This is a genomic window from Methylomonas rosea (assembly GCF_024505055.1).
Lineage (GTDB): Bacteria > Pseudomonadota > Gammaproteobacteria > Methylococcales > Methylomonadaceae > Methylomonas > Methylomonas rosea.
In genome coordinates, this window is the sequence record NZ_JANIBL010000056.1 from 1 (window position 1) to 24840 (window position 24840).

General features: G+C 52.4%; 27 protein-coding genes. 12 read left to right on the plus strand and 15 right to left on the minus strand.

The features are described from left to right. Positions 1-5: 5 nt before the first annotated feature. From NP589_RS16360 to NP589_RS16380, 5 genes are all read right to left on the minus strand, one after another. Positions 6-230 (minus strand): hypothetical protein, encoded by a 225-nt coding sequence (locus NP589_RS16360; RefSeq protein WP_256607958.1) that lies wholly within the window; start codon positions 228-230, stop codon positions 6-8. A 55-nt stretch (positions 231-285) separates the two neighbouring features. Next, positions 286-1011 (minus strand): phosphoadenylyl-sulfate reductase, encoded by a 726-nt coding sequence (locus NP589_RS16365; RefSeq protein WP_256607959.1) that lies wholly within the window; start codon positions 1009-1011, stop codon positions 286-288. Positions 1012-1015: 4 nt separating this feature from the next. Continuing rightward, a complete protein-coding gene (gene gshA / locus NP589_RS16370; RefSeq protein WP_256607960.1) occupies positions 1016-2602 on the minus strand; it encodes a glutamate--cysteine ligase in 1587 nt (528 codons plus the stop codon). A 111-nt stretch (positions 2603-2713) separates the two neighbouring features. After that, complete coding sequence (locus tag NP589_RS16375; RefSeq protein WP_256607961.1) at positions 2714-3025, minus strand: CcdB family protein; 312 nt, start codon at positions 3023-3025, stop codon at positions 2714-2716. After that, a complete protein-coding gene (locus tag NP589_RS16380; protein WP_064008032.1) occupies positions 3025-3267 on the minus strand; it encodes a type II toxin-antitoxin system CcdA family antitoxin in 243 nt (80 codons plus the stop codon). Before NP589_RS16380 ends, NP589_RS16375 begins: the two co-directional genes overlap by 1 nt. 111 nt (positions 3268-3378) lie before the next feature. Between NP589_RS16380 and recQ the strand changes: the two genes are divergently transcribed. Beyond that, positions 3379-5511: a DNA helicase RecQ gene (gene recQ, locus NP589_RS16385; protein WP_256607962.1), complete on the plus strand. Its 2133-nt coding sequence runs from the start codon at positions 3379-3381 to the stop codon at positions 5509-5511. Here recQ and NP589_RS16390 read toward each other — a convergent pair. Genes NP589_RS16390 through NP589_RS16400 form a run of 3 tightly spaced genes read right to left on the minus strand, consistent with a single transcriptional unit; the run spans position 5480 to position 6687 of the window. Next, positions 5480-5944 carry a DUF1249 domain-containing protein gene (locus tag NP589_RS16390; protein WP_256607963.1) on the minus strand — a complete coding sequence of 155 codons (465 nt, stop codon included), beginning with the start codon at positions 5942-5944 and terminating at the stop codon, positions 5480-5482. The genes recQ and NP589_RS16390 overlap by 32 nt on opposite strands. Before the next feature lie 2 nt (positions 5945-5946). Beyond that, positions 5947-6351: a 6-pyruvoyl trahydropterin synthase family protein gene (locus tag NP589_RS16395; protein ID WP_064008035.1), complete on the minus strand. Its 405-nt coding sequence runs from the start codon at positions 6349-6351 to the stop codon at positions 5947-5949. Between the two features lie 36 nt (positions 6352-6387). Beyond that, positions 6388-6687 carry a PilZ domain-containing protein gene (locus NP589_RS16400; RefSeq protein WP_064008036.1) on the minus strand — a complete coding sequence of 100 codons (300 nt, stop codon included), beginning with the start codon at positions 6685-6687 and terminating at the stop codon, positions 6388-6390. A 247-nt stretch (positions 6688-6934) separates the two neighbouring features. Between NP589_RS16400 and NP589_RS16405 the strand changes: the two genes are divergently transcribed. The 6 genes from NP589_RS16405 (at position 6935) to NP589_RS16430 (ending at position 13255) form a co-directional block, all read left to right on the plus strand. After that, a complete protein-coding gene (locus NP589_RS16405; RefSeq protein WP_256607964.1) occupies positions 6935-7948 on the plus strand; it encodes a tryptophan--tRNA ligase in 1014 nt (337 codons plus the stop codon). A gap of 107 nt (positions 7949-8055) precedes the next feature. Continuing rightward, positions 8056-8814: a YdcF family protein gene (locus NP589_RS16410; RefSeq protein ID WP_256607965.1), complete on the plus strand. Its 759-nt coding sequence runs from the start codon at positions 8056-8058 to the stop codon at positions 8812-8814. A 201-nt stretch (positions 8815-9015) separates the two neighbouring features. Continuing rightward, complete coding sequence (locus NP589_RS16415; protein WP_256607966.1) at positions 9016-10833, plus strand: ABC transporter ATP-binding protein; 1818 nt, start codon at positions 9016-9018, stop codon at positions 10831-10833. A 75-nt stretch (positions 10834-10908) separates the two neighbouring features. After that, positions 10909-11592 carry a hypothetical protein gene (locus tag NP589_RS16420; protein WP_256607967.1) on the plus strand — a complete coding sequence of 228 codons (684 nt, stop codon included), beginning with the start codon at positions 10909-10911 and terminating at the stop codon, positions 11590-11592. A 527-nt stretch (positions 11593-12119) separates the two neighbouring features. Next, positions 12120-12665, plus strand: a complete 546-nt coding sequence (locus tag NP589_RS16425) for an REP-associated tyrosine transposase (RefSeq protein ID WP_256607990.1) — start codon at positions 12120-12122, stop codon at positions 12663-12665. Positions 12666-12745: 80 nt separating this feature from the next. Further along, positions 12746-13255: a GNAT family N-acetyltransferase gene (locus NP589_RS16430; RefSeq protein ID WP_256607968.1), complete on the plus strand. Its 510-nt coding sequence runs from the start codon at positions 12746-12748 to the stop codon at positions 13253-13255. Between the two features lie 68 nt (positions 13256-13323). On the opposite strand, the gene NP589_RS16435 is transcribed toward NP589_RS16430, so the two are convergent. Beyond that, the gene (locus tag NP589_RS16435; protein WP_256607969.1) at positions 13324-13812 is read right to left on the minus strand and encodes a peroxiredoxin; all 489 of its coding nucleotides are present in this window, start codon (positions 13810-13812) and stop codon (positions 13324-13326) included. 689 nt (positions 13813-14501) lie between these two features. Here NP589_RS16435 and NP589_RS16440 point away from each other — a divergent pair. Beyond that, positions 14502-14858 carry a hypothetical protein gene (locus tag NP589_RS16440; RefSeq protein WP_256607970.1) on the plus strand — a complete coding sequence of 119 codons (357 nt, stop codon included), beginning with the start codon at positions 14502-14504 and terminating at the stop codon, positions 14856-14858. Positions 14859-14908: 50 nt separating this feature from the next. Then, complete coding sequence (locus NP589_RS16445; RefSeq protein WP_256607971.1) at positions 14909-15334, plus strand: hypothetical protein; 426 nt, start codon at positions 14909-14911, stop codon at positions 15332-15334. 90 nt (positions 15335-15424) lie between these two features. Here the strand turns inward: NP589_RS16445 and rpiA are convergent, their stop codons facing one another. The 3 genes from rpiA to NP589_RS16460 all read right to left on the minus strand — a co-directional run bounded on the left by rpiA (position 15425) and on the right by NP589_RS16460 (position 19441). After that, positions 15425-16102: a ribose-5-phosphate isomerase RpiA gene (gene rpiA / locus NP589_RS16450; RefSeq protein ID WP_256607972.1), complete on the minus strand. Its 678-nt coding sequence runs from the start codon at positions 16100-16102 to the stop codon at positions 15425-15427. Between the two features lie 73 nt (positions 16103-16175). Further along, on the minus strand, positions 16176-17204 hold the full coding sequence (gene lpxD, locus NP589_RS16455; RefSeq protein WP_256607973.1) for a UDP-3-O-(3-hydroxymyristoyl)glucosamine N-acyltransferase: 1029 nt from the start codon (positions 17202-17204) through the stop codon (positions 16176-16178). A gap of 8 nt (positions 17205-17212) precedes the next feature. Then, positions 17213-19441, minus strand: coding sequence for a fused MFS/spermidine synthase (locus NP589_RS16460; protein WP_256607974.1), 2229 nt, complete (start codon positions 19439-19441; stop codon positions 17213-17215). A 313-nt stretch (positions 19442-19754) separates the two neighbouring features. Between NP589_RS16460 and NP589_RS16465 the strand changes: the two genes are divergently transcribed. Both NP589_RS16465 and NP589_RS16470 read left to right on the plus strand, forming a co-directional pair. Beyond that, a complete protein-coding gene (locus NP589_RS16465; protein ID WP_256607975.1) occupies positions 19755-20063 on the plus strand; it encodes a hypothetical protein in 309 nt (102 codons plus the stop codon). A 63-nt stretch (positions 20064-20126) separates the two neighbouring features. Next, positions 20127-21380 (plus strand): glutamate-5-semialdehyde dehydrogenase, encoded by a 1254-nt coding sequence (locus NP589_RS16470; RefSeq protein ID WP_371929681.1) that lies wholly within the window; start codon positions 20127-20129, stop codon positions 21378-21380. 35 nt (positions 21381-21415) lie between these two features. Here the strand turns inward: NP589_RS16470 and NP589_RS16475 are convergent, their stop codons facing one another. From NP589_RS16475 to NP589_RS16485, 3 genes are all read right to left on the minus strand, one after another. Further along, positions 21416-22240, minus strand: a complete 825-nt coding sequence (locus NP589_RS16475) for a hypothetical protein (protein WP_256607976.1) — start codon at positions 22238-22240, stop codon at positions 21416-21418. Positions 22241-22560: 320 nt separating this feature from the next. Continuing rightward, positions 22561-23010: a hypothetical protein gene (locus NP589_RS16480; protein WP_256607977.1), complete on the minus strand. Its 450-nt coding sequence runs from the start codon at positions 23008-23010 to the stop codon at positions 22561-22563. Positions 23011-23094: 84 nt separating this feature from the next. Continuing rightward, on the minus strand, positions 23095-23520 hold the full coding sequence (locus NP589_RS16485; protein WP_256607978.1) for a VOC family protein: 426 nt from the start codon (positions 23518-23520) through the stop codon (positions 23095-23097). A 230-nt stretch (positions 23521-23750) separates the two neighbouring features. Here NP589_RS16485 and NP589_RS16490 point away from each other — a divergent pair, with 230 nt between their 5' ends. Further along, positions 23751-24722, plus strand: a complete 972-nt coding sequence (locus NP589_RS16490; RefSeq protein ID WP_256607979.1) for a helix-turn-helix transcriptional regulator — start codon at positions 23751-23753, stop codon at positions 24720-24722. Positions 24723-24840: the final 118 nt, after the last annotated feature.

A 24840-nucleotide genomic window follows, 5' to 3' on the forward strand; every position in this document is an offset into this window, starting at 1 on the left:
ACCTTTCACAGCATCGCCATAGTAAACGCCAAATTAAATCCTATCATCCACTTCAGCAGCTTAAACTCGCCCTTGGCATACATTTGATCCTTAAGCATTTGCTCCTGCACAAAATGCAGATGGTTTCCCTTGCTGAGTTGCTGGATGGCTTCCGCAGCTTTAATTGCCTTGGATTCGCTGACCCCGGCTTCTTTCAATGCTTCGTAGACTTCTGCAATCATCGTGGCCATGTTTTCCTCCGCTAACGTGCTGCCAAAGCATACCAAGTTTCATCAGCTCGATATTTCACCCCGATTTAACATTCCCCCCATGCAATCCACATTCCTTCTTCGCTGCATCTTCCCACCACCAACGCCCCGCGCGTTCGTGCTGATTCGGCAATACCGGCCGGGTACAAGGCTCGCAGCCGATGCTGATATAGCCGTGGTTATGGAGTTCGTTAAACGGCACCTGGTAGGCTTCGATGTAATCCCATACCTGCGTGGATGACCAGTTCAGCAATGGGTTAAATTTGATCAGCTGTTTGCCGGGGCCGGAGAAGCCACCGTCGAGCTGAACTTCCGGAATATCGCCCCGGGTGTCCAGGCTTTGGTCTTTGCGTTGGCCGGTGATCCAGGCGTCCAATGTCGCCAGTTTGCGTTTTAGCGGTTCTACCTTGCGGATGCCGCAGCATTGCTGGTGGCCGTCTTCATAAAAACTGAAAAGACCTTTTTCTTTCACAAAAGCGTCCAGCTGTGTGCGGTCCGGGCTCAAAATGTCGATGTTGATGCCGTAATGCTTTCGCACCTGTTCCAGGAAACGGTAAGTCTCCGGGTGCAGGCGACCGGTATCCAGGGAGAACACCTGGATGTCCTTGCGGATTTGCATGGCCATGTCGATCAGCACCACGTCTTCCGCACCGCTGAAGGAAATAGCGATGTTATCGAAATTGGCCAGCGCGGCTTTTAAGATGGTGCGTGGATTTTTGCCTTGCAGTTCGGTTTGAACGCTGGCGAGGTCGAATGCGGTCATGGGTTTAACTCTGGGCAAAGTAACGGGATAAGTATTCGTCAAAGTCCAATTTGTCGTTGGCTTCGATGTCGGCTTGTTTTTTTAGCGAGGCAGCGGCCATGTCCTCGAACTGCCTTTGCGTTTCATCGTCCAGCGGTTCGGCGTTGAAATAATGCTTGTGCAAGGCCGAGGTATTGCTGGCAAAGCAGCCAAACTCCTGGCCGTTTTCGCGCATGCACGCCAGAATCCGCGCCGATGGCGTTAGCGCCGGGTTGTCCACCACCGCCAGCTGATGCTGCAAGGCCAGTTGGTAAGGACGCTCCAGGCTGCCTCTATCCAGTACCGCGCAGATCGGTTGCATCGCGTACAGAATGCTGTGCGCCCATTGCTGCATCGTCACGGTTTCGCCGTTGCGGTTCAACTGCAAACCGGGCTTGCGGCCTTGATTGGCGACCAGTAATTGGTTGCTGTTGTTGATCTGAAATTCGTCCGGACCTTGCAGTGGGCTGTCCTGCAACAAGCAGTACAGCAAGAATGCCTCAACAAAGCGGGCGGTACTCTCGTCGATGCCGATAGGATTCAGCAGATTCAAGTCCAGCGAGCGCATTTCCACATACAGCACGCCGCGCCGTTTTAGGGCCAACGTCGGCTTCTCGCCGGATTTGGCGATCTGCTTGGGGCGCATGGTGCTGTAAAACTCGTTTTCGATTTGCAGGATGTTGGCATTCAGCTGCTGATACTCGCCGTCCATTTTGACGCCAATAGCTTCGTAGTCCGGATACGGGGTGTTGATGGCCGCGCTCAGGCTGTCCACATAACCATCCAGTGAGTTGTAATCGATCTTCAAGCCCGCCTGATTCTTGCTCTTATAGCCGATGTCGCTCATCCGCAGCGAGGTGGCGTAAGGGTGGAACACCGTGTGCTCATCAAACTCCTTGAATTGCTCCATCAACTGCGGACGGCTTTTGAAGAAAGTCTTGCAAATGGCCGGTGAGGCGCCGAACAGGTACAGAATCAACCAGCCCTGGCGGTGGAAGTTACGGATCAAACCAAAATACGCATCGGAGATAAAGCTTTCCAGGCTGGATTCGCTGGCGCGTTGCCGATGCAGGGCCGGCCAAAGCGCTTCCGGTACCGAATAATTGAAATGGATGCCGGCGATAGCCTGCATGGTGCGGCCGTAGCGGTGCCACAAACCCTTGCGGTAGACATGTTTCATCTTACCGATGTTGGACGAGCCGTATTCGGCGATGGGTATGCTCAAGTCGCCGTCGATACCGCAGGGCATGCTGGTCGCCAGTAGCATTTCCTCGCCCAGGTGCGGATAGACGAACTGGTGGAGCTGGTGCATGTAGTCCAGGGTTTGGCGGATGTCGGCAAACGGCGGGGTGATAAATTCCAGCAGCGCTTCCGAGTAGTCGGTGGTGATGTAAGGGTGCGTCAACGCTGAGCCGAGGGCCTTGGGATGCGGGGTTTGCGCGATCTCACCATGCTCGGTAATGCGCAGGCTTTCTTTCTCGATGCCTTTCAGGCCTTGCTTTAACAAGTATTGTTGATCGTGATCGATCAGGTATTTGAGGCGGTCGGGTAGTCGGCAGTAAGTAATGTTCATAGAAGATTGGGGTGCCTGCTGCGGCTTAGGTAAGCACGGCATTATATAGGTTGGCTTTGGAATTATTGAAATTGGCTGAGCGGTAAGCTGGGTTTTTTGCAGGGGTAAGCGCTAAATCCCGGTAATTAAAATATCAATGGCGGCGATGATTTCCATGCGTAAATAAGATAGGTCGGCGGCGGTTTCACCCAAGTTGGCAACGGGTACGCCGGCCATTTGCTGAATTAGCAGCAGGTATTGCTCGTCGCCGAGAGTGAACAGCGGATTTAGCCTGTCGATGGCCGCGCCGGTTGCCGAATGGATCGCAGGCACGACTAAGCGGGTTTTCAAGCTTTGCAGCAATTCGGCTTGCACATCCAGTAAATACGGATAATTGGCGTGGGTTTGCTTATTGTTATTCCGGTATAACGTGAATTGCGCCATTAAAAATCTCGCAAGCCGTCACTAAAGCTGCCGCATTCCTCAACGCGTTGATTGTATTGCGCAATAGCCTGCTGATTGTCCTGCAACCACTGTTGCCGTTGCTTTTGTTTGACGATTTCGGTCAAGGCTTGCTCCAATGTGGCGGACAGATTGATTTTATAATCTTTCGCCTGACGTAATAGCTCGGTGCTGATACTGAGGTTGGTGGCTTTTTTGCCGGATGTATTCAAGGCGCTGCGCATGGTTCGTCCTCGGGTATTGTTTGCGCATGGATTATACGTATGCAATCTGTGATTTAATAGCCGCACCGCTCATACTTGTTTCGCTTACAGTCGATTATCCCCATCCTCATCATGACCCATTCTCCCGCCCTGCAAACACTGCGTAGCGTGTTCGGCTACGATAGTTTTCGCGGCCAGCAGCAGCAAATAATCGAGCAATTAATCGGCGGCCAAGATGTGTTGGTATTGATGCCGACCGGCGGCGGCAAGTCTTTGTGCTATCAGATACCGGCCTTGGTGATGGACGGCGTCGGTATCGTGATTTCGCCGCTGATTGCCTTGATGCAGGATCAGGTCAGCGCCTTGCATCAGGTGGGCGTGAGAGCGGCCTATTTAAATTCGACGCTGGCGCTGGAACAGGTGCGCGAGATCGAACAAAAGTTGCAGGCCGGCGAGCTGGATTTGCTGTACATCGCCCCGGAGCGTTTATCCAATGCCAGAACCCAGGCTTTGTTCGCTCGCTGCAAGATTGCTTTGTTCGCCATAGATGAAGCACACTGCGTGTCGCAATGGGGCCATGATTTTCGCGCCGATTATTTGTTGTTGTCGGTGTTACACGAACAATTTCCAACAGTACCGCGCATTGCTTTAACTGCCACCGCCGACGAACGAACCCGCCAGGAAATCATTACCCGTTTGGCGCTGGAACAGGCGCAAGTCTTTGTCAGCGGTTTCGACCGGCCGAATATCCGCTACCGGATCATCCAGAAAGACAATGCCCGTCAGCAATTACTAAACTTTATCCGCACGGAACATCCGGGTGATACCGGTATCGTCTATTGCCTGTCGCGTAAAAAAGTCGAGGAAACCGCCGAATGGCTGAACGACAAAGGTCTAAAAGCTTTGCCGTATCACGCCGGCATGGAGCATCGAGAGCGGCAGAAAAATCAGCATCAGTTTTTGATGGAAGACGGTTTGATCATCGTCGCTACCATTGCCTTTGGCATGGGCATAGACAAACCCAACGTGCGCTTTGTGGCGCACCTGGATTTACCCAAAAGCGTGGAAGCCTATTACCAAGAAACCGGTCGGGCCGGGCGCGACGGTCTGCCAGCCAATGCCTGGATGGCGTATGGCTTGCAGGATGTGCTGACGCTGCGGCAGATGTTGAGCGCCTCCAATGCCGACGAGGCGCACAAGCGGATTGAGTTGCACAAACTGGATGCGATGCTGGCCTTGTGCGAAATGGTCAGTTGTCGGCGGCAGGCCTTGCTGGCGTACTTCGGAGATGTGCTGGCACAGGGCTGCGGCAATTGCGATACCTGCCTGGAGCCGGTCGAAACCTGGGACGGCAGCGTGGCCGCGCAGCAAGCCTTGTCGTGCATCTATCGCACCGGCCAGCGTTTCGGGGTGACCTATTTGATCGACGTGTTGTTGGGCAAAGCCGACGAGCGCATGCGCCAATTCGGTCACGATAAGCAGTCGACGTTTGGGATCGGCAAAGCGCTGGACGAAAAACAATGGCGCTCGGTGTTTCGGCAATTGGTTGCCAAGTCTTTGGTGGAAATCGATTTCGAAGGCCACGGTAGTTTGAAATTGACCGACGCCTGCCGGCCGGTATTGCGCGGCGAGCAAACTCTAATGCTGCGCAAGGATGTGCAAATTGCCAAAACCCGGCGCGAGAAAACCGAAAAGCGCCAGCCTGGGGGGGCTGCGGATAGCGCCTTGTGGAATGCCTTGCGTGCCAAACGCAAAGAGTTGGCCGACGAGCAGGATGTGCCGCCGTATGTGATTTTTCACGATGCCACGTTAATGGCGATGGTCGACGCCCGCCCACGCAATCATCAACAACTGAGCATGCTGTCCGGCATCGGTCAGCGCAAGCTGGAGTTATACGGCGATGAGTTTTTGGCGGTGTTGGCTCAGTTCGACGATGAGCCGCCGGCCTCGGCGACCGATACCGTCGCGGAAAGTCTGGATTTGTTCAGGTTGGGTTATAGCGTCGAACAAGTAGCCAAGCAACGCGGTCTGAGCGAAGACACCATTTATAATCACATGGCTAAAAGCCTGGAATTGGGGCTGGTGGCGCTGGGCGATGTGTTGAGTTTGTCGCCGGCAGAAGTAAGTGAAATCGAGGCTGTGTTGTTAAGCTTGCCGGAAGAGCAACGTAATGCCTTGAAGCCGGTTTACGAACAACTGGGTGGTGCTTACAGCTACGGCGTGTTGCGTTGCGTCAGAGCGGCTTTACAGCAGCAACTTGGCTGAGCTTGTCGTGCGTGAAGCGATAATCCGTTTTCAGGCAATGATCCAGCCATTTTTGCAGGAAATAGTTTAAGCGCCATTTGTAATTCCTGATTTCCACCAGACTGCCGGGGTTTTGATAGACCTTATCCACCGCTGGCCGGTCGATATCGCGCAGCACTTCCGCCAATTGCGCATCCAGATAAATCCGAATCTTCACCGCGGGCACGATTTGCTCCGACAGCTGTTGATCGAAGCAATGGCTGAGTTCGATCGTCAAGGTGTAGGGGTTACGTTCCAGTACTTCCAGATACAGTGCGGGTTTGTTCTGCGTTAGGCCGACGGCGGTTTTCTCGAAAGAGCGCAGATTCGGAATCAGCCTGAACAGCTTTTGATAATTGGATTCGCAGATCTTTTCCAGACAAAGTGCCGTGTTGACCGGTTGCACCAGGCTCATGGTCACTCTTCCCGATAACAAGCGTTGGCGCTGGCGGTTTCCCACAGCACCACTTGATCGACATTAAAGCCTTGCTGTTTGACATGTTGGTAAATCATCTTGCTCAGCACTTCGGCGGTCGGATGTTCGTCGATAGCTAAAAACTGCTCGTTGTTGGCGACCAAGGCCGGGATGATAGGGTCGTCTTTATGCAGCAAAAAGTTGTGATCCAGCACCTTGTTTATAAACCCATCCACGCAGTCTTTCACGTCCGAAAAATCGCAGACCATGCCTTGGTCGTTGAGCTGGTTTTGTTTGATGGAAATGCTGGCTTTGACGCTGTGACCATGCAGGTTACGGCACTTGCCCGGATGGTTCATCAGGCGGTGGCCGTAGCAAAAATAAACTTCTTTGGTGATGATATACATAAAGTGTTACGTCCTTGTGAGGAACGGGTGCTGTCCTTAGTTGCCTTTGATGCTTTTGATCGAAGCGGCGATTTCAAAGTTGCCGTCGCCTTGCTTGACGCTACGCACCACTTCGATAAAAGCCGTCATCGGTGGGGTGATTTGGGTTTTCGGCATGATGCTGACTTCCATAGCCAGACCGATCTCGAATGGCCGTTCGGCAATAAACGACACACCGGCGCCACTAAGCGTCGTGCATCTGCCGGTGCTGACCTCGCTGGAATCGGCCAGCTTATAGGTAATGTCACAGTCCACATCCATACGGATGTAATCGCGTTTTTCATCATGATTCAGCATTGGCTTCCCCCGATTCGGATTGGCAGTGGTTGGGTAAAAATTAGTCCCATGGAGTTTACTATAAAAATCCGTGGTTCTGGTTAGGAAATAGTGGCCCATATCGCGCGAATTAGCGGATTTTTTGGGTAGGCTGTGACGCAGTTGGCATACAGGTAAGCGGCCGGTCCGGCGGTTTTATTGCCTGACTATCCCAGGCTATTTGTGTAAAATTCCGCCAATTTTCAATACAGACAGCGCAGGCAGCAGCATGAGTAAATCCATTGTCCTTACCGGTATCACCACCACCGGCACGCCGCATCTCGGCAATTACGCCGGGGCCATTCGGCCGGCAATCAATGCCAGCAAAGACGAGCACGTCAGACCGTTTTATTTCCTGGCCGATTACCATGCACTGATCAAATGCAACGAGCCGGCACGAGTCAAACAGTCCAGTCTGGAGATTGCCGCAACTTGGCTGGCCCTTGGTTTGGATACCTCCAATGCGGTGTTTTACCGGCAATCGGATGTGCCGGAAATTTTGGAACTGACTTGGATGCTAACCTGCGTGACCGCCAAAGGCTTGATGAATCGCGCGCATGCCTATAAAGCGGCCGTCGCCGAGAACGAAGAAACCGAAGGCAACGATCCGGACAAAGGCATTACCATGGGCTTGTTCAGCTACCCAATCTTGATGGCGGCGGATATTTTGATGTTCAACGCCAATAAGGTGCCGGTCGGTAAAGACCAAATCCAGCATATAGAAATGGCCCGCGACATTGCCAGCCGCTTTAATCATATTTACGGCGAACATTTTGTCTTGCCGGAAGCGGTGCTGGATGACAATGCCGCCACCTTGCTGGGTCTGGACGGCCGCAAGATGAGCAAAAGCTACAACAACACGATACCTTTGTTCGAGCCGGAAAAGAAACTGCGCAAGTTGATCAACAAGATCAAAACCAACTCGCTGGAACCCGGCGAACCTAAGGAAACTGAGGGTTGCACCTTATTCGGTATTTATCAGGCCTTCGCTAATAAGCACGAAATCGATGCCATCCGTCAGCGTTATGCGGAAGGCATCGGTTGGGGCGAGATGAAGCAGGTGTTGTTCGAGAAAATCAACGATGAAATCGCCCCTGCTCGAGAACGCTACGAAGCCTTAATGGAAGCGCCGGAGCACATCGAGCAACAATTGCAGGAAGGCGCCGAGAAAGCTCGTGCCATCACCCGGCCGTTTATCAATACCTTGCGAGAAGCGGTGGGGATTTCCAGATTGGCGATATAACGGCACCAAGTCTGTAGAGACGCAAAATCTTGCGTCTCTAGTTCACTCCCAATAGGGCTGGTCTATAGTCATATCGACTGATACTTGCTCAAGGATGATCGTAGCCAATGTCCATCATCGTCATCTACATCATCAAGCTACTCTTGCTGCCGCCAACTTCCCTGGTGATCCTGGCGTTGGTTGGTATGTTTCTGGACCAACGTAAATGGGGTAAGCGAATGACGATAGTTTGTCTGGCATTGTTGTGGTTACTGAGTCTGCCGGTTGTCGTTAAGCAATGGGCCTTGCTGTGGGAGCGGGTTCCGCCGCTCTCTGCCGAAACCGCACAGCAATTCAAACCGCAAGCGCTGGTGGTGATAGGCGGCGGCATCGAAACGTCTGCGCCGGAGTATCCAGGGCAGGTCACTTTACATGTCAGAACCTTGCTGCGTGTGCGCTATGCCGCCAAATTGGCCGGGGAGTTGGGTTTGCCGATTCTGGCATCCGGGGGCGGTATGCTGGAGCGCGATGACGTTCCAGAAGCGGTTTTGATGGCGCAAACCCTGAGTAACGAATTTAAAACTCCTGTAGCCTGGCAGGAACCTCGCAGCAGCAATACGGCCGAAAATGCCCGCTTCAGCCGCGAGCTGTTAAAGGAATTTGGCATCAATAAAATCGTGTTGGTTACCCAGGCCTACCATATGCCGCGCGCTGCTATGGAGTTTCGCAAAGCCGGTTTCGATGTCTTGCCTGCACCGACGGCGTTTATTGGTCACGCAGGCGAAACCCGCCTGCTGGATTGGTTGCCGTCCCCGACCGCTTGGTCTAACAGTTTTTTGCTGGCCCATGAAATGATCGGCATGTTGTGGTATCGCATCCGTTATTAATCTAGCTTATTCTCACCGCTCCCGCGCAGGCGGGAGCCCAGTCGCCGGACTGGCTTTCCGTTTTTGCAACAATGATAGCCTCAGTAAATTGTCGGGCTAGGTTATTAGGCTTTGCTGCCGCCCGCCAACCCCGTTCATCAACGGCGCGGGCGCCAGGCAATTGGATATAATGATCGGCAGCTTCGCTTAATTGATTTCATCATGTCCAAACCGTCCACCAAGGAAGGTCTCGGCCGCGCTGCGGACGCACCGCCATTACCTGCCAACCCCTGGCGTTTTATTCTTTTCTGCCTAAAGCCGTTTCGTTGGTTATTGCTGTTGATGCTGGTGCTGGAAACCGGGCAGGCCGCCGGCAGCATCCTGGTGCCGTATGCGATCAAAGCCTTGATGGACGCGGTCGCCAGTCAGCCCATGCCGGTTGGCGATTGGCTGGAGACTTTCAAACAACCCCTGCTGTTACTCGCCGGCCTGAACTTGGCCGAGATTATTTTCAGCCGCAGTAGCGGCGCGGTGCTGATCATCATGGGGCCGCGTTTGCGGCAGGGTACGGCGCGGTCTTTGTTTGCGTATCTGCAAAACCACGCGCCGCGCTATTTTGGCAATCATTTCGCCGGCGCGCTGGCGCATCGCATCAGCGAAACCGCGATGAGCGTCAACCACACCACCTGGTCCATCATCTGCGATTTTTGGCCGATAGCCGTTACATTCACGGTGTCGGTGACACTGTTGCTCGGTGTGCATCAAGGTCTGGGTTTGTTCGTCGCAGCTTGGGTGCTGCTGTATGTCTTGATTTCGTATTGGCTAGCAACCCGCTGTCAACCCTACGCCCAGGATTTTGCCGCTACCCGCAGCATGGTCAACGGCAAGATCGTCGATGCGGTGACCAATATCATCAACGCCAAGCTGTTCGCCCGTTTGCAGCATGAGCGCGAGTATCTCGACGGTTTCCTGGCTACCGAATTAAAAAGCGCCCGCCGCACTTTTTGGTATATGGAGCGGGTGCGCTGGTTTCAATTTACCGCCGCGGCGATCCTGAAAATCGGCACCATCGGCTACGCCTTGCAACTCTGGCAGGCCGGCGAAATCAGCGTCGGCGCTTTTGCCATGAGCACCGGCTTGGCTATTCTGGTGATCGGCGACGCCCGCAATTTGAGTCGGCGCTTTCTGGAGTTTTTTGAATACGTCGGTAACGTCGCCAACGGCGTGGATACCATCATCCAAAGCCATGAAATCATCGATGTGCCGGACGCCAAACCCTTGCAAATCAGCCACGGTCGCATCGAATTTAAAGAAGTCTGCTTTAGCTACGAACCCGGCCGGCAGGTGTTCGAGCGCTTGAATGTGGTGATAGAACCGGGGCAACGGGTGGGCTTGGTCGGCTTTTCCGGTTCCGGCAAGTCCACCTTTGTGAACTTGATTCTGCGTAATTTTGAGCCACAAGCCGGACAGATTTTGGTCGATGGGCAAGATATTTTGCTAGCCACCCAGGATTCCCTGCATGCGCAAATCAGCCTGATTCCGCAAGATCCCAGCCTGTTTCACCGCAGCTTGAAAGAAAACATCGGCTATGGCAAGTTGGACGCCGACGATGCGCAAATCAGCTTCGCCGCCAAATTGGCGCATGCCGAAGAATTTATCGCGGCCATGCCGGAAGGTTACGAATCATTGGTCGGCGAGCGTGGAGTCAAGTTGTCCGGTGGCCAGCGCCAACGCATCGCCATCGCCCGGGTGATGCTAAAAGACGCGCCCATCCTGATCCTGGACGAAGCCACCTCCAGCCTGGACTCGGTCACCGAAAAAACCATCCAGGAAAACCTGGACCGCGTCATGGGCCGCAAAACCGTCATCGCCATCGCCCACCGCCTCTCCACCATCGCCCATTTGGACCGGGTGCTGGTGTTTGATCAAGGCCGGATCGTCGAGGATGGCAGTCATCAGGAGTTGCTGGACAAGCAGGGGTTTTATTATCGGCTGTGGACCATGCAGGCGGGTGGGTTTTTGCCGGATGAGGTGGTTTAGTTGACCTAATCGGAAATCTCTAAATTGGGTCGGAAAATGCTATTCTGCTCACACCACCAGCTAATCTAAATGGTTATGACCAATAACTTTACTGTAACCGAGATTATTGATCCTACTTCTGGAAATATTGAACGTGTTTATAAGTACAAAAAAAAGCCGTGTCGTCGTCTTCTTCTAGACTCCAAACTTTGTAGGCAACTTGCTGGTTACACACTCATAGAAAAAGATTTACGTAACGTGCTCACATGGCTCCATGAGATCGAGACTCGTCATAATGAGGGGCCAGCTCGAAATGATCAGAATGTTCATAAACCAATCAATCGCGAGAATTATGATTTGATCAAGGGATTGTTTGTTGCTGCTCTCACGTTTTATGGAAAGTGCTTTTCTAAATGCGAAGGTCGACCAGTAAAGCTTGAGCGTGCACAGCTTGACGTTAAATTTCATGAGATCCACGATAATTGCATTTCCTATCGCCATAATTTCGCTGCTCATAGCGGCGCGGAGCGACTCGAGCATGTGCAGATAGCCCTTGTATTTCCGGTAAGGTTCAAGAATAACGTGCCGTTCAACCTATACCGAGAATTAAATCAGCCATATTTGTTATGGCATACTTCTGAGGAGATTGCGCTTGCCGATCTAGTTGAGCATGCCCGATCAATCGCGGTGTCTAAAATTGACCTTTTGAGCGAAAAAATCAAGAGAGAGGAGATACTACCCAATGCTAATAAATATTGGCGAACAAAATTAGGGCCTTAGCAAGCAAGTAGCCTCGATGCAATCGAGGTTTCGAAGGCTAATATCCTTCAATTGCCGAAGCGGTTTTGTGATCGGTAAGCCGACGTCCTCGATTCCGCTGGCGCTGCATCGAGGCTACGATGGCCCGACTTCAATCGACGTGAGGAATCGCGATGGTGGCGTATCGACGTAATTTCGTGGCGGGTGGCAGCAAGTAGCCTCGATGCAATCGAGGTTTCGAAGGCCAACATCCTTCAATTGCCGATATGTGTTTGGTGCTCGGTAAGCCGACGTCCTCGATTCCGCTGGCGCTGCATCGAGGCTACGATGGCCCAACTTCAATCGACGTAAGGAATGGGCGATGGTGGCATATCGGCGTAATTTCGTGGGGGGTGGTAGCAAGTAGCCTCGATGCAATCGAGGATTCGAAGGCCAATATCCTTCAATTGCCGATGTGGATTTGGTGGTTGGTAAGCCGACGTCCTCGATTCCGCTGGCGCTGCATCGAGGCTACAATTGCCCGATTCCAATCGACGTAAGGAATGGCGATGGTGGCATATCGGCGTAATTTCGTGGCGGGTGGTAGTTATTTTTTTACGGTGACTTTGCGCGATCGCCGAGCGCGTTTGCTGGTCGAGCATATCGGCGATTTGCGTCAGGCGTTTGTGCAGACCCGTGCCCGAAACCCGTTCGTGATTGAGGCAATGGTGGTTTTGCCCGATCATTTGCATGCCATCTGGCGTTTGCCGGAAGCTGATGCCGATTATCCCGGCCGTTGGAAATCGATCAAATCGCTGTTCACTCAGGCGTTGGCTCGCCAGGGTATCGATGTCGGCAAACGTCATGACGGCAGTGCATCCATTTGGCAACGGCGTTATTGGGAACATACCCTTCGCGACGAACAGGATTGCTTGCATCACATCGATTACATTCACTTCAACCCGGTAAAGCACGGATGGGCGCAACGCGTGCAAGATTGGCCGTTTTCATCATTTCATCGTTATGTCCGGCGGGGTTGGTTGCCTTTAGACTGGGCTGGCGAGGATATTGAGGAGCGGAGCGTAGCCCTTTCAGCTAGATTAGAGCCGAAGTAATCGCAAATATCGCTGAAACAAACCGCTATCTGCATAGACAGATCGTTGGACAAACCCTAACCTAACTCCTTATTTCGCCTATGTCGGTACGGTTAGCAACACCCTTGGATGCGCAAGCAATCGGCCAAATTCGCGTGGACGCTTGGCGGGCCGCTTACCGGTCTTTCATGCCGCTGGATTATCTGCAAACTTTAGATCAAGCAGCAAACCTGGATGAGTTAGCCGAACGGCTAAGTAACCCGTCGCCAGAGTTCATGGTATTCGTCGCCGAGGATCAAGGCGATACCGCTGGATTTGCCATCATCGGCGCACCGCGCTATCAAACACTGGCGCTGACGGTTGAACTTTGGGCTTTGAATGTGTCCCCTGCCTATTGGCGGCGGGGGCTTGGGAAACAGCTGGTCGAGTATGCGGTGGCGGAATCATGCGGCTTGGGGTTTGCGCGTATCGAGCTTTGGTGCATCAACGGCAATGCTCCAGCCGAAGCCACTTATGTGGCTTGCGGGTTTACTTCTACCGGTACAGAGCGGATATCTTCTGCACTGACCGGACATCCATTACACGAAGCGCTATACGCAAAGACGCTTTAAGGATTGTTCGTAAGCGGCGCGGTATTTGGCTAGCCGCACCGCGTACGTCCTTAAACGGGGTGGTTCGCTTAGGCTTCCGCCGGCGCACTCAAGCCTTTGATAATATCCAACACCGCCTGCGCATGTCCCTCGTGGTTAACACCATACATGGCTTCGATCAGCTTGCCGTCTTTGCCGATGATGAACGTCGAGCGGACGATTTTCCATTTTTTCACGCCTTCTTTTTCCACTTCTTGCCAAACGCCGTAAGCTTCGCAAAGGTCGCCGGAGATGTCGGCCAGCAGTTGTACGTTCAGGCCGTATTTAGCGATGAAGTCGCGGTGGCTTTGACAATCGTCTTTGCTGACACCAATGATCACGGTGTCCAGGGCATCAAATTCGCCGGCTAGGGCAGTAAAGTCGTTGGCTTCTATGGTGCAGCCAGGGGTGTCGTCTTTGGGGTAGAAATACAGCACGACGTTTTTTTCGTCTTTGTAATCGGATAGATAAATCAATTTGTTGTCTTGATTGGCGGATCTAAAGAAAGGCGCTTCCTGGTTTTTTTCTAATTGTGACATGCGGTTCTCCTCTTGATTTCGGCCGGATAAACTCCGGTGCTTGGGCTGTCGGCGGCCTTTGGCGGCGCCGGATTTTCACGACGCTGGGCCGTTGAAACTGAAAGGCTTTTCCCGGAAAAGGCAGCTTGCGGCGATTATGAACCAGGTTTCCGGCGGCATCTACCACAAAAGTGGTGGGATAAAGAGCAATCGGTTAAGGAAACTCGGGACAAGTTGATTCCGCTGATGCCTTCAAGGGCGCAACGGGTTCGACAAGCTTTCGACAGCTGCTCTAACTTCTGCATTCTCGCAGTCCACCACTAACGGGATCAATAATATACGGTTCGTCGATAACACGCTGATCAATCCGGTCTATCAATACGCAGCTTGGTTGCAGCAGCTGCTTAAAGCAAAAGATCCTAGTTTGAAATGACTAATTTATACGATGAGAGGCTAAAGTGTTGCTATTAAGATAGCGATTCGATATCTTAATAAGGGTGCGAAGCTTACTCCGCTTCCGGACGATATCCTGCAACCCTTTGAGCAAGCCTTGATGAAGACGGATCATTTGGATCAACAAAAAAGAGTAAATGGCGCATTATTTCCGCCGTACCTTTGTTGAATATCGGGGCTGGCGAATAGTGATTGTAAAAACAGTACTTTGCATTAGAAAACGTTGAGAGCCCAAACAATAACAAAGGAGACCATCAATGAAATTTAAAAACATAGCACCCCTATTTATTGCCGTCGGATTGATGTCCGCTTGTGCGACAAATACTGGCCCCAAGCCCCACAGTTGGGCAAAGGCGGTACAGAATGCCGATAGCCGAGATGCGCATATGCGTCTTGCGGATCATTACGAAGATGTTGCTAAAACGCTGGATGCGGATGCGCAGGAAGAGCGGGAAATCCTTGAAGAATATATGGCTAAGCCATGGAAGTATGGAAAGCGGATTCAGGATTTGAAGTCGCGAGCAGATGCCATGGTCCGGGACTTGGAGATGGCCGCGAAAGAAAGCCGGCAAATGGCGGAATACCATAGGCAGATGGCCGTGGAAGAACGCTAACCAGCCTGTTATTTACGCGTCTTTTCGAATCTAAATCTTGGAGGATTGACATGATCAGAGAGCATTTTGACTTGGTTATTGTGGGGCTCATCTCGCTGTCCATAGCCATGTATGACAGGGTGATTGATTTGTTTCTGAATGTTCTGCATCTGTGTTTCGAGCTGCTGCATTTTCTGTACGAATGGTTCGAGCTGGGAATAGAACATTCCGTAGAACATTTATTTCATACATCCCGGCACGGCAGTCAGATCGTCACGTTTTATATTTTGTTACTGATCGCCGGTTTGTTGTTGTACGGCCTGTGGCGGGTTATGCCGCGCCTTTGCCGGAAATGTACGCAGTTTTTAGTGTTGGCCTGGGAGCGCCGCAAAACCGAATGTCACTATTACTGGTTGTCGCTGCCTTTGCTAAATAAAGTGAAGCTGCTTTCCACGGCAACCGGGATTTTTAGCTTGACGTTTTATTTTATGACATGAGCGTAAGCCGCCGAATGGGTAAGAGTTTGCCCATTCGGCTGGGCGTTTTTTTTGAGCTTGTATTAAGGATTGGGTATAAATTCTTGGCGATTAAGCCCACTGCTCTTCAACTTGGCCGTCGTGCCCGCAAAATACCGCGCGGGTCAGGCCGCTGAAAATACCGTGTTCGACAATGCCCGGAATTGCATTCAGCTGATCGTTCAGGGTTTTGCCGTCCAGATTCGGTTCGAAGGTCACATCAAGTACCAAACTGCCGTGCGAGGTAACCACCAGTCCGTCCTGATTGGCAGTTTGTCGCAACGACCCGTGGCCGCCAATCGCCGCGACGCTACGCTGCACCAAGCGCCAGGCAAACGGACTAACTTCGATGGGAATCGGAAAATTCTCACCGATGCGTTTGACCTTTTTACTTGCATCGATCAACACCAGAAACGAGTCGGCGGCCTTGGCCAATAACTTCTCGCGGACCAGATCGTAACCGCGGCCTTTCAGCAAAGTCAGGTCGGAAGTTACTTCGTCGGCGCCATCGACATATAAATCCAGGCCGTCGATATGCTCCATACCGAGCAGGGGCAAGCCCAGTTGTTTGGCCTTGTTGGCGCTGACTACCGAACTGGAAACCACCTTGAACTTCAGGTCTTCCTCGTTTTGCCGACGCGCCAGCGCTTCGATGAAGAAGTTGGCGGTGGAGCCGGTGCCCAGTCCCACTATCATGCCCGGTTTGACGTGTTGTGCGGCGTGTTCCGCGACCCGTTGTTTGTCGTTCATGATTCGATCCTGTTGAGTTGTATAGAAATTTGCCAAGTTGTAGGGACAATTAAAATCGCCCCTACCAGCCGGTTTACTCTTCCAGCTTGAGAACCCGAGCTTCCAGCGCCTTAAATTTTTGCATCAGCTCCGGCAGTTTTGCTAGAGCCGCCAACTCTTTCCACGCCACTTTACGGTCTTTGGCCGGGCTGCCGAACACTTGCGCGCCGGGGTCGATGTCGCCGGAGATACCGCTACGGGCCATCACCACCGCCCGCGCACCGATTTTGACATGATCAGCCACACCGGTACTGCCGGCCAGGATGGCGCCGTCCTCGATGATGCAGGACCCGGAGATGCCGGACTGGCCGCAGATAATCACGTTGCGGCCAACGATATTGTTATGTCCCAGTTGCACCAAGTTGTCGATCTTGCTGCCGGCACCGATGCGGGTGGCGCCCAGCGCGCCGCGGTCGATGCAGGTGTTGGCACCGATCTCGACGTTATCGTCAATTTCCACATGACCGACATGCGGTACTTTAACGTGTTGGTTGTCTCTGAATTTATAACCAAAGCCATCGGCACCAATTACCGCTCCGGCGTGGATAATCACATTGTTACCGATGATGCTGTGGTCGTAAATCACCGCATTGGGGTGGATATGGCAGTGCTTGCCTATCATCACATGATTGCCGATGCGGGCGCCGGCTTCGATAGTACTGCTGTCGCCGATGCTGCTTTGTTGGCCGACGGTGGCGAACGGGCCAACGTGCACGTCATAACCCAGTGTTGAAGTGTCGGCCAAAACCGCATGCTCTGAAACTTGGCGTTTAAACACCGGTTCCGGATGTAGCAACTTAACCGCATTTAAAAAGCTGATTTCCGGGTCTTTACAGACTAGGAGAGTAAGGTTTTCCGGGATTTCGCCGTCTACCAGTTGCTCGGCGATAAAGCAGGCAGAGGCCTTAGAATCTTTTAAATATTTTTTGTATTTGCCGTCGCTGAGGACGGTAACTTGATGTGGAAGGGCGGACATGATGTCAGCCGCGGAATTAATAAAGGTTGTCGAGTCGCCGCCCTGGGCGGTGGCGTCGCAACGCTGGGCAAGGTCCGTAATGAGCATGTACTATCCTATTTCCAAATGCCAATAATATGAGTGAAGTCGTCGGTCCAGGGTTGCAGACCAAACGTCAGCGGCAGTTTCTGCCAATGTCCGAGCCGGCTTTGTTGCAAGCGTTGCAGGCGCTCGGGCTGTTTCGCAATCACCACCCAGTCGGTGGCAACGACTAGAGGGACATCGGTTTCCGGTTTAAATTCCTGCATCAAAGCGGCCAGATGCAATTCGTTAACGTGGTCGGCCAGCACTTTTTTCAAAGCCAGGTGGCGGTTGGTGATATGAAACGCCAGCAAACCGGTGTTTTTCAGCTTGCTGAAGTATAGCTGTAATGCCTCGCGCGTTAGCAAATGCGTCGGTACCGCGTCCGAGCTGAAGGCGTCCATGATCAACAAGTCAAAGCTGGCGTCTGCTTCCTTCAGCAGCGATTGCCGCGCATCGCCAACGATCATTTCCGCTTGTTTGTTACAGCGACTCAGGTAAGTAAACCAGGCCGGATTTTGTGCGACTTCCACCACCAGCGGGTCGATTTCATAGAATTTCCAAAGCTGGCCTTCCTTGGTATAGCAGGCCAGCGCGCCAGCGCCTAAGCCCACCGCGCCGATGTGCCAGTGTTGGTTTTCGCCGTCAAATTCCGCAAATAGCTGGCCGATGGGACCGGGACGGCTGTAATAGGTCAAGGGCGTGGTGACGTTGGCGGCGGTCAGCCGTTGTGCGCCGTGTTTGGTGGTGCCGTGGTACAACTCGCGGACTTTCTCGGGCCGCTGATTTTCGTCGGGAATGATAGTGTCGCGCACCGACATCACGCCGAAGAAGGTACGCTCCTGATAGAGAGTATTGGACGCCATGCTGTGCAAGCCCAGAGTGAACAGCAAAATCACTCCGGTCAACACGCCCAAACCGATGGGGCTATGCCGCAGCGAATAACTCAAACCGGCCAGCAGAATCAGCGCACCGCCGATCAAGTCCAGGTAGTCGAACAACTGTTCTGTAGTGAAATAAATGGTCAGGCCGGTGATCAATACCAGTACTGGAAAGATTGGCTGCAAAAACCATTTGCCGTTGAAAAAGCCCGGACGCAGCAACAAAGCGGCGACGATCATGATCGGATATTCGTACACCGCATTAAAGATAAACGGCGCAACAAAGGTATTGAACAAACCGCCCAGCATGCCGGCGAAGGACATCACCAGATAAAAGCGGGTCAGGTATTGCGGATGCGGCCGGCTTTTGGCGAGTTCGCCGTGGCACACCATCACCGCCAGGAAGAAGGCCATTAAATGCAGAATCAAATCCAGCCAATAGGGTAGGGTGGCCGGGTTGATGAAGGAGTAAGCGATAAATACCGTCAAGACCGCCGGTTGCGCCGCCAACATCCAGGGGCGGATGCGGTCGGCCCAGGTGCTGAACACCAGGATGAAGGTCAGCAAATACAAGGTGAGCGGCACAATCCACAGCAAGGGCACGGCGGCGATGTCGGTGCTGATGAATTGGGTCAAGCCCAGCAACAAGCTGGACGGCACAAAAGCCAGCGCCAGCCAGCGCAACTGCTCAATTGTCGATGGCGGTTCAATGCCGACATCAGTTAAAACATCCTCGTCTTCCTTATCGGCTTGACTGCGCCAGAAGCTGATCGCACAGACTAAAATCAAGGCGCACAAGCCAATATACCCGCCGCTCCAGATCAGTCTTTGATTGGCGAGGCCCAGATTCGGCTCGATCAGAAACGGATAGCTCAACAAAGCCAACAGGCTGCCGGCGTTGCTGGCCGCGTATAAATAATAAGGATCATCGCTGCTGTGGTGGCCACTATGCGAAAACCATTTTTGCAGCAGCGGCGCGGTGGTGGAGACCACGAAGAACGGCAGGCCGATGGCTAGAAACAAAGTCCACACCAGCCATAACGTGGGATCGCCGTCGGTCGGCGGCGCGGCATCCGGCGGCAGCGCCACCGGCAGCGCAATCACGCTGAAAACCAGCAAAGCGGTATGAATCTGAATCTGCCGTTGACTGCCCAGCCGCGAACTCAGCCAATGCGCATACAGGTAGCCCAGAAACAGCAGCGTTTGGTAAAACACCATACAGGTATTCCACACCGCCGGCGTGCCGCCCAGCAGCGGCAGCAACAGCTTGCCGAACATGGGTTGCAGCACGAACATCAGCGTGGCGCTGATAAACAGCGTTGCGGCGAATAAAATAACGGGAGAAATCAAAGATTTGGCGGTGGGTTGCGGAGTGTTATTCATTGTAATTATTGGGGTTCCGTACGTGTCCTGGCCCAATGATAAAGCATTTGGCTTTTAAAGTGGTTTTGGATGAGGTTGTGGGATGTTGGGATTGGGAGAAACGCAGCTTGCTTAATGTTGGAGCTACGTGAGATGGCGACGGTAGGTATTGCAGTGGGCGGCGATTTAAGTGCTATTCCAAAGGGCTCTCAGGGTAATCTGCTAAATAGTCGTAAGGGCTGAATAATCGTTGGTTATGATGATACAAATAAGCCTTAAATCTAACTGTTGTGGCACCACAGAATGCAATTTAATATCTTTAGGATAGAAATAAATGAAACCTCTGGAACCGAAAATTTATAGTCTCAAAGTTTGTCTCAAGCAGTCCGATTGTCTGCAAGTTAACCGTTTATGTAGTGATCTTGGGATTGTGCCGGAGAACGCAAATGAGATTGGGGAGGATGACTGGGGGCATCGTGGTTATCTTGATCTATGGTTTCAAGAGATTACAGACAAAAGCATCATTCTGAATATTCAAAAACAGCGCAACAAAACTGCAAAAAAGTACATGGAAAATCTGCAACAATTTTTTGATGATTTGCATTCCCTGGAATATGTTGAAAGTGTAGTTGATCTGGGTTAGTTGTTAATGTGTAGATGCTGATATCAATATCCTTCCTCTAAAAAATCCATCATCCTGAAAAACATGACTACCAACACCATCCAAACCATCGCCCAACAAAGCCGCGCCGCATCGCGCCAATTAGCGTCGGCCTCCGAATCGCTGCGCAATCTGGCGCTGGCGAAAATGGCCGAGGCGCTGGAGTCGGTCAGGCAGCAGGTGTTGGATGTCAACGCCCAGGAAATCGTCAAAGCCCGCGACGAAGGGCAGTCGGATGCGATGGTCAAGCGGCTGACGATAGACGACAAAACCTTTAATTACATGTTGTCGCGCTTGAAAAAAGTCGCGCAGTTGCCGGACCCGCTGAATCGGATACTGACCGGCCATACCAATCCGGCCGGGCTGCGGGTTTACAAAAAATCGGTGCCGATCGGCGTGATCGGTATCATTTACGAGTCGCGCCCCAACGTCACCACAGATGCCGCCGGGGTGTGTATCAAAAGCGGGAATGCGGTGATCTTGCGCGGCGGTTCGGAAGCGCTGCAAACCAATGCGATACTCACCGATGCGATGATTGTTGGCGCAGTCGCAGCCGGCTTGCCGGAACATGCAATCCAAATCATCCGCACGCCCGGCCACGAAGCGGTCGGCGAACTGTTGAAAATGGACGAATACATCGACGTGTTGATTCCGCGCGGCGGCAAGGGCTTGATCAAGCGCATCGCCGAAGGCACGCGGATTCCGGTCATCAAGCATTACGACGGTATTTGCCACCTGTATCTCGCCGCCGATGCCGATCCGGAGCAGGCGGTCGCGCTGGCGGTTAATTCCAAATGCCAAAGCGTGCAGGTTTGTAACGCGCTGGAAACCTTGCTGGTGGACAGCGCATGCGCCGCACAGCTATTGCCGCTGCTGCAAACGGCATTTGCCGAAAACCACATCGAACTGCGCGGCTGCGAACAAACCCAAAAAGTGTTACCCGATATTGCCCAGGCAACGGAAGAAGACTGGCATAGCGAATACCTGGCGCCTATCCTGTCGGTGAAGATCGTGGCCGGCATTCAACAAGCCATAGACCATATCAATCACTACGGTTCCGGTCACACCGACGGTATCGTCACGCAAAGCCTGAGCCTGGCGCGGCTATTTGAAGAGCAAGTGGATTCGGCATCGGTGATGATCAACGCCTCGACCCGTTTGTCGGGTGGCGGCGATTACGGCTTGGGGTCGGTGGTGGGTATCAGCACCGACAAACTGCATGTGCGCGGCCCGGTTGGGCCGGATGAGCTCACCACCTATAAATGGGTGGCTTGTGGGGATGGGCATTTGCGCGGATAGGGCCTCATCCAAGAGATAAATGCACGAAATGCCGATTATTTTTCTATTCGCAAACCAATACCCATGTGATCGGTAACAGCGGCTGAATATCTGCCGCCTCCGGTAACCGGCGTCGATTGCGACAGGTAGACCACCTCCGCCAGTTTTAGGCTGGTGGTGTTATACACGGCCACATCGTATTTTTTAGTGGCAGTGCTGTTAGTCCCGTCAAAACTGCGTTGATGTGAGTCGAACGGATTTATGCTGCCGCCAGCGTGGGCGTCGCTAAATTTGATGCCCAACGCTCGACTAAGCACCCTGGCCGTAAAATCGTTAGTCGGCTGATTTGTGTCTCCCATCACCACGTCAATCGGACCCAGTCCGACTTGAATCACCACGCTATTAATTTTCTGGTAATAGCTCATCAGGCTATCTTCGCTTTTGGCGATGGAATTGGGCACGTGTACGAATACCACGATGATGTTGTGACAGGCCACCGCCAACCAGCCGTCGCCTTCGCCCAGAAACTTGTTGGCCGTGCCGTTAGTTGAATGGACACTAAAGCAATTGCAGGCCTTGGCAGGCGAGGATGTATGAATCAATTGTCCGGCGTTGCTTTGCATGGATGTCCAGTCCGAATGGCTGCTATCCAGTTCGCCGCACACCAGCAAATCGACGCCGCCGAACGCGCGTATCAGGTTTTGGTAAATTTGCCGGACCTTATTGGCAACCATACTCGAGAAACTGTCGTTGCTGTGCTGGCCTTTATCCATGTATCCGGACGACGCTGTCGAACGCAGTTCGGCGGGCCCTTGCACCGGAATGTCCGGTGAAATATCCGGTGCAGTGGGCAGAACCAGATTCCAAGGGTCAGAGTTCATAGCCAATTGGTCGTGCGTCATTCTCGTGAAGTGCTGAGAATTGGATGCGCTGATACCGTGGTCCGTGCTGGAATTGGAGTTAAGGGATTGGTACGCAATAATCGGCATGTTTATGTCCTCAAATCCGATGAGATTTTGTGTGGAAGCAACAGGGATATCACACAGAGATATGTCAATGAGGATATTGTCAGCGGATGGTAGCAGCTTGTCCCGCGGCTCTCAATAGCCTGACTAGCGGCTCCGCTAATCAGGTAAATCAGTATTTATATTATGACTGGTGCCGATACTGATAGTTTTCTATAGCTGCACATCATAACCAATTAGTTTTCGCCTCTACTAATATTATGCTGATGCTCAATCGATTCGGTTAAGTTATAGCCGTTGTCATTGAATAAATCGCCGATAAAAAACAAGCGCATATCGATAATCCAGCCTATTTTTCTTTGCTTATTATTTTCGACAATAATAGTCGCCAGCTTTTGGTTGTTATCAATAACCTGGGTCACAATTGTCTTGGGATAGTCAGGGTCTTCTTTTAGAGCCCCGGATACTATGCGTTGAGCGGATTCTATAGTCAGTATCTGGGTTGTATTAGGTGTTGCCGTGTTTTTATCGTTTATTAACGATTGCGCTTTAAAATAACCAATATCATAAGCAAACTTAAATATCAGACTAATTGCAATTGCCACGCCCCACACGGACAGGCCAATTTTTAATCGTCTTCTAACGCGGGGGCTGGATAGTCTTTGGAGAAAAACTCTAAATTTCATTTTGTTGAGGTTATATGGCCTTATTTGCCGTTATTTGAATATTAAGGGTTGCAGTTGTTTATAAATAAAAATTCAAGTCATAGATTAGTTTGGCAGTTGCACAAAGCCATGCTGGTCTAGTGGGAAGAACGGATTGAAGCAAACCTCCCAAAGGAAGCCATCGGGGTCGGCAAAATAGCCCCTGAAGCCGCCCCAAGCGGCTTTTTCGCCAGAACGAATCAGCTTGCCGCCGGCCGAAACCGCTTCTAACAATGTTGTGTCGACGTCCTGCTCCGACGCGACGTTGTGAGCCAGGGAAAATCCGGGAAAGCCCGATCCCTCAGACGATATGTTCGCATCGTCCGCCAGCGACTCCCTGGCAAACAAGGCAAAGGCTATGCTCCCCACCTGAAAGAATGCTACGTCTTCCTGGCTGCCGGACGATTCTTGCCAGCCCAGCGTCTGGTAAAAGCGACGGCTCCGTTCCAGGTCGGTAACGCCTAGTGTGACAAAACTAATGGTCTGTTTCATGACATTCCTTGTTAGTAAAGATAGCCAATTTCGCGGCTCGCGCAGCGCCGATTATCCAATAGCGTCAGCGCTGACCATAAGCTTAACCAATTGGTTCCACTCTGCCAATAATCGGTCGATGTAAATTAGGGCCGGAGTGCTATTGATGTTTTATTTCCGGCAGGCCTCTCGTGCTTGGAAAGCTGGTCTAAGATGTTAGTGACAAATCATCAGGGATAGAGATTTTAGCCATGCAGCACTTCGATAAAATCGTCAAACTCCATAGCCTGCTCAAAAACCGGCGCACGCCGATTTCAGGACCACAAATAGACAGAGAACTGGCTTGCTCCAAAGCCACCCGCCAGCGCTTGGTGGACGACTTGCGCGACCGCCTGAACGCGCCGTTGCTCTGCGACCGAAGCGCTGGCGGGTACTATTATGACCGCGACGACCCTCGTCACCCTTTTGAACTGCCAGGCATCTGGCTCACGGCCGAAGAGCTGCAAGCCCTAATCGCCTGCCAGCACCTGCTCGGTAACCTGGCGCCGGGATTGTTGCGTAACGAAATCGGCCAACTCCGCGACCACCTGGAAAAACTGCTAAATCGCTCGCCGGGTGTCAAATCGCCGCAGCTAGATCGCATCAAAATTCTTAGCCAAGCTTACCGTGGCCGCAACGACGAACTGTTTCTAACCTTGGTGCAAGCACTATTCAATCGGCAGCAACTGTGCATCCAATACCATGCCCGCAGCGACAATCACGTCAGCCAGCGCACCGTCTCCCCGCAAAATCTGGTGCTGTACAAAGACAACTGGTATCTCGACGCTTATTGCCACAGCCGCAACGAGCCGCGTACTTTCGCCCTGGACCGCATCAAGACCGCCAGTCCGTCCGGCCAAGTTGCACACATGATCGACCCCGACCGACTGCACCAACACTACGGCTCGGCTTACGGCATCTTCGCCGGCACCGCCAAATACACTGCCATTCTCAACTTCAGCCCACGGGCCGCGCACTGGGTGGCCGATGAACACTGGCACAGTCAGCAACAAAGCCAATGGCTGGCCGACGGCCGTTATCAGCTAAGCATCCCCTTCAACCGCCACGAAGAACTGTTGATGGACATTCTGAAATACGGCGCGGAAGTGGAAGTTGTCGAACCGGAGTTTTTGCGCAAATTGGTCAAAATGGAAGTTGGAAAAATGTTGGGGGTGTATGGCTGAATCAATGGCGTGGAGCCAGTGAAAAATTAACAGGCTAACGAAAAAAAATTCTCAGTCTCGGGTTTTGAGACCAAGCAGTGTTAAAAAGCCAAAAAGTGACCCACACAAACGACTAAGG

What these genes read in the sequence shown, in the direction of transcription:
- NP589_RS16470 (WP_371929681.1), top strand. Translation starts at nt 20,127, where the DNA reads ATGACTACCAACACCATCCAAACCATCGCCCAACAAAGCCGCGCCGCA.
- NP589_RS16480 (WP_256607977.1), bottom strand. Translation starts at nt 23,010, where the DNA reads ATGAAATTTAGAGTTTTTCTCCAAAGACTATCCAGCCCCCGCGTTAGA.
- NP589_RS16390 (WP_256607963.1), bottom strand. Translation starts at nt 5,944, where the DNA reads ATGAGCCTGGTGCAACCGGTCAACACGGCACTTTGTCTGGAAAAGATC.
- NP589_RS16460 (WP_256607974.1), bottom strand. Translation starts at nt 19,441, where the DNA reads ATGAATAACACTCCGCAACCCACCGCCAAATCTTTGATTTCTCCCGTT.
- NP589_RS16415 (WP_256607966.1), top strand. Translation starts at nt 9,016, where the DNA reads ATGTCCAAACCGTCCACCAAGGAAGGTCTCGGCCGCGCTGCGGACGCA.
- NP589_RS16445 (WP_256607971.1), top strand. Translation starts at nt 14,909, where the DNA reads ATGATCAGAGAGCATTTTGACTTGGTTATTGTGGGGCTCATCTCGCTG.
- NP589_RS16365 (WP_256607959.1), bottom strand. Translation starts at nt 1,011, where the DNA reads ATGACCGCATTCGACCTCGCCAGCGTTCAAACCGAACTGCAAGGCAAA.
- NP589_RS16430 (WP_256607968.1), top strand. Translation starts at nt 12,746, where the DNA reads ATGTCGGTACGGTTAGCAACACCCTTGGATGCGCAAGCAATCGGCCAA.
- NP589_RS16435 (WP_256607969.1), bottom strand. Translation starts at nt 13,812, where the DNA reads ATGTCACAATTAGAAAAAAACCAGGAAGCGCCTTTCTTTAGATCCGCC.
- NP589_RS16380 (WP_064008032.1), bottom strand. Translation starts at nt 3,267, where the DNA reads ATGCGCAGCGCCTTGAATACATCCGGCAAAAAAGCCACCAACCTCAGT.
- NP589_RS16395 (WP_064008035.1), bottom strand. Translation starts at nt 6,351, where the DNA reads ATGTATATCATCACCAAAGAAGTTTATTTTTGCTACGGCCACCGCCTG.
- NP589_RS16360 (WP_256607958.1), bottom strand. Translation starts at nt 230, where the DNA reads ATGGCCACGATGATTGCAGAAGTCTACGAAGCATTGAAAGAAGCCGGG.
- gshA (WP_256607960.1), bottom strand. Translation starts at nt 2,602, where the DNA reads ATGAACATTACTTACTGCCGACTACCCGACCGCCTCAAATACCTGATC.
- NP589_RS16405 (WP_256607964.1), top strand. Translation starts at nt 6,935, where the DNA reads ATGAGTAAATCCATTGTCCTTACCGGTATCACCACCACCGGCACGCCG.
- NP589_RS16485 (WP_256607978.1), bottom strand. Translation starts at nt 23,520, where the DNA reads ATGAAACAGACCATTAGTTTTGTCACACTAGGCGTTACCGACCTGGAA.
- NP589_RS16490 (WP_256607979.1), top strand. Translation starts at nt 23,751, where the DNA reads ATGCAGCACTTCGATAAAATCGTCAAACTCCATAGCCTGCTCAAAAAC.
- rpiA (WP_256607972.1), bottom strand. Translation starts at nt 16,102, where the DNA reads ATGAACGACAAACAACGGGTCGCGGAACACGCCGCACAACACGTCAAA.
- NP589_RS16475 (WP_256607976.1), bottom strand. Translation starts at nt 22,240, where the DNA reads ATGAACTCTGACCCTTGGAATCTGGTTCTGCCCACTGCACCGGATATT.
- NP589_RS16375 (WP_256607961.1), bottom strand. Translation starts at nt 3,025, where the DNA reads ATGGCGCAATTCACGTTATACCGGAATAACAATAAGCAAACCCACGCC.
- NP589_RS16420 (WP_256607967.1), top strand. Translation starts at nt 10,909, where the DNA reads ATGACCAATAACTTTACTGTAACCGAGATTATTGATCCTACTTCTGGA.
- recQ (WP_256607962.1), top strand. Translation starts at nt 3,379, where the DNA reads ATGACCCATTCTCCCGCCCTGCAAACACTGCGTAGCGTGTTCGGCTAC.
- NP589_RS16440 (WP_256607970.1), top strand. Translation starts at nt 14,502, where the DNA reads ATGAAATTTAAAAACATAGCACCCCTATTTATTGCCGTCGGATTGATG.
- NP589_RS16465 (WP_256607975.1), top strand. Translation starts at nt 19,755, where the DNA reads ATGAAACCTCTGGAACCGAAAATTTATAGTCTCAAAGTTTGTCTCAAG.
- lpxD (WP_256607973.1), bottom strand. Translation starts at nt 17,204, where the DNA reads ATGCTCATTACGGACCTTGCCCAGCGTTGCGACGCCACCGCCCAGGGC.
- NP589_RS16400 (WP_064008036.1), bottom strand. Translation starts at nt 6,687, where the DNA reads ATGCTGAATCATGATGAAAAACGCGATTACATCCGTATGGATGTGGAC.
- NP589_RS16410 (WP_256607965.1), top strand. Translation starts at nt 8,056, where the DNA reads ATGTCCATCATCGTCATCTACATCATCAAGCTACTCTTGCTGCCGCCA.
- NP589_RS16425 (WP_256607990.1), top strand. Translation starts at nt 12,120, where the DNA reads ATGGTGGCATATCGGCGTAATTTCGTGGCGGGTGGTAGTTATTTTTTT.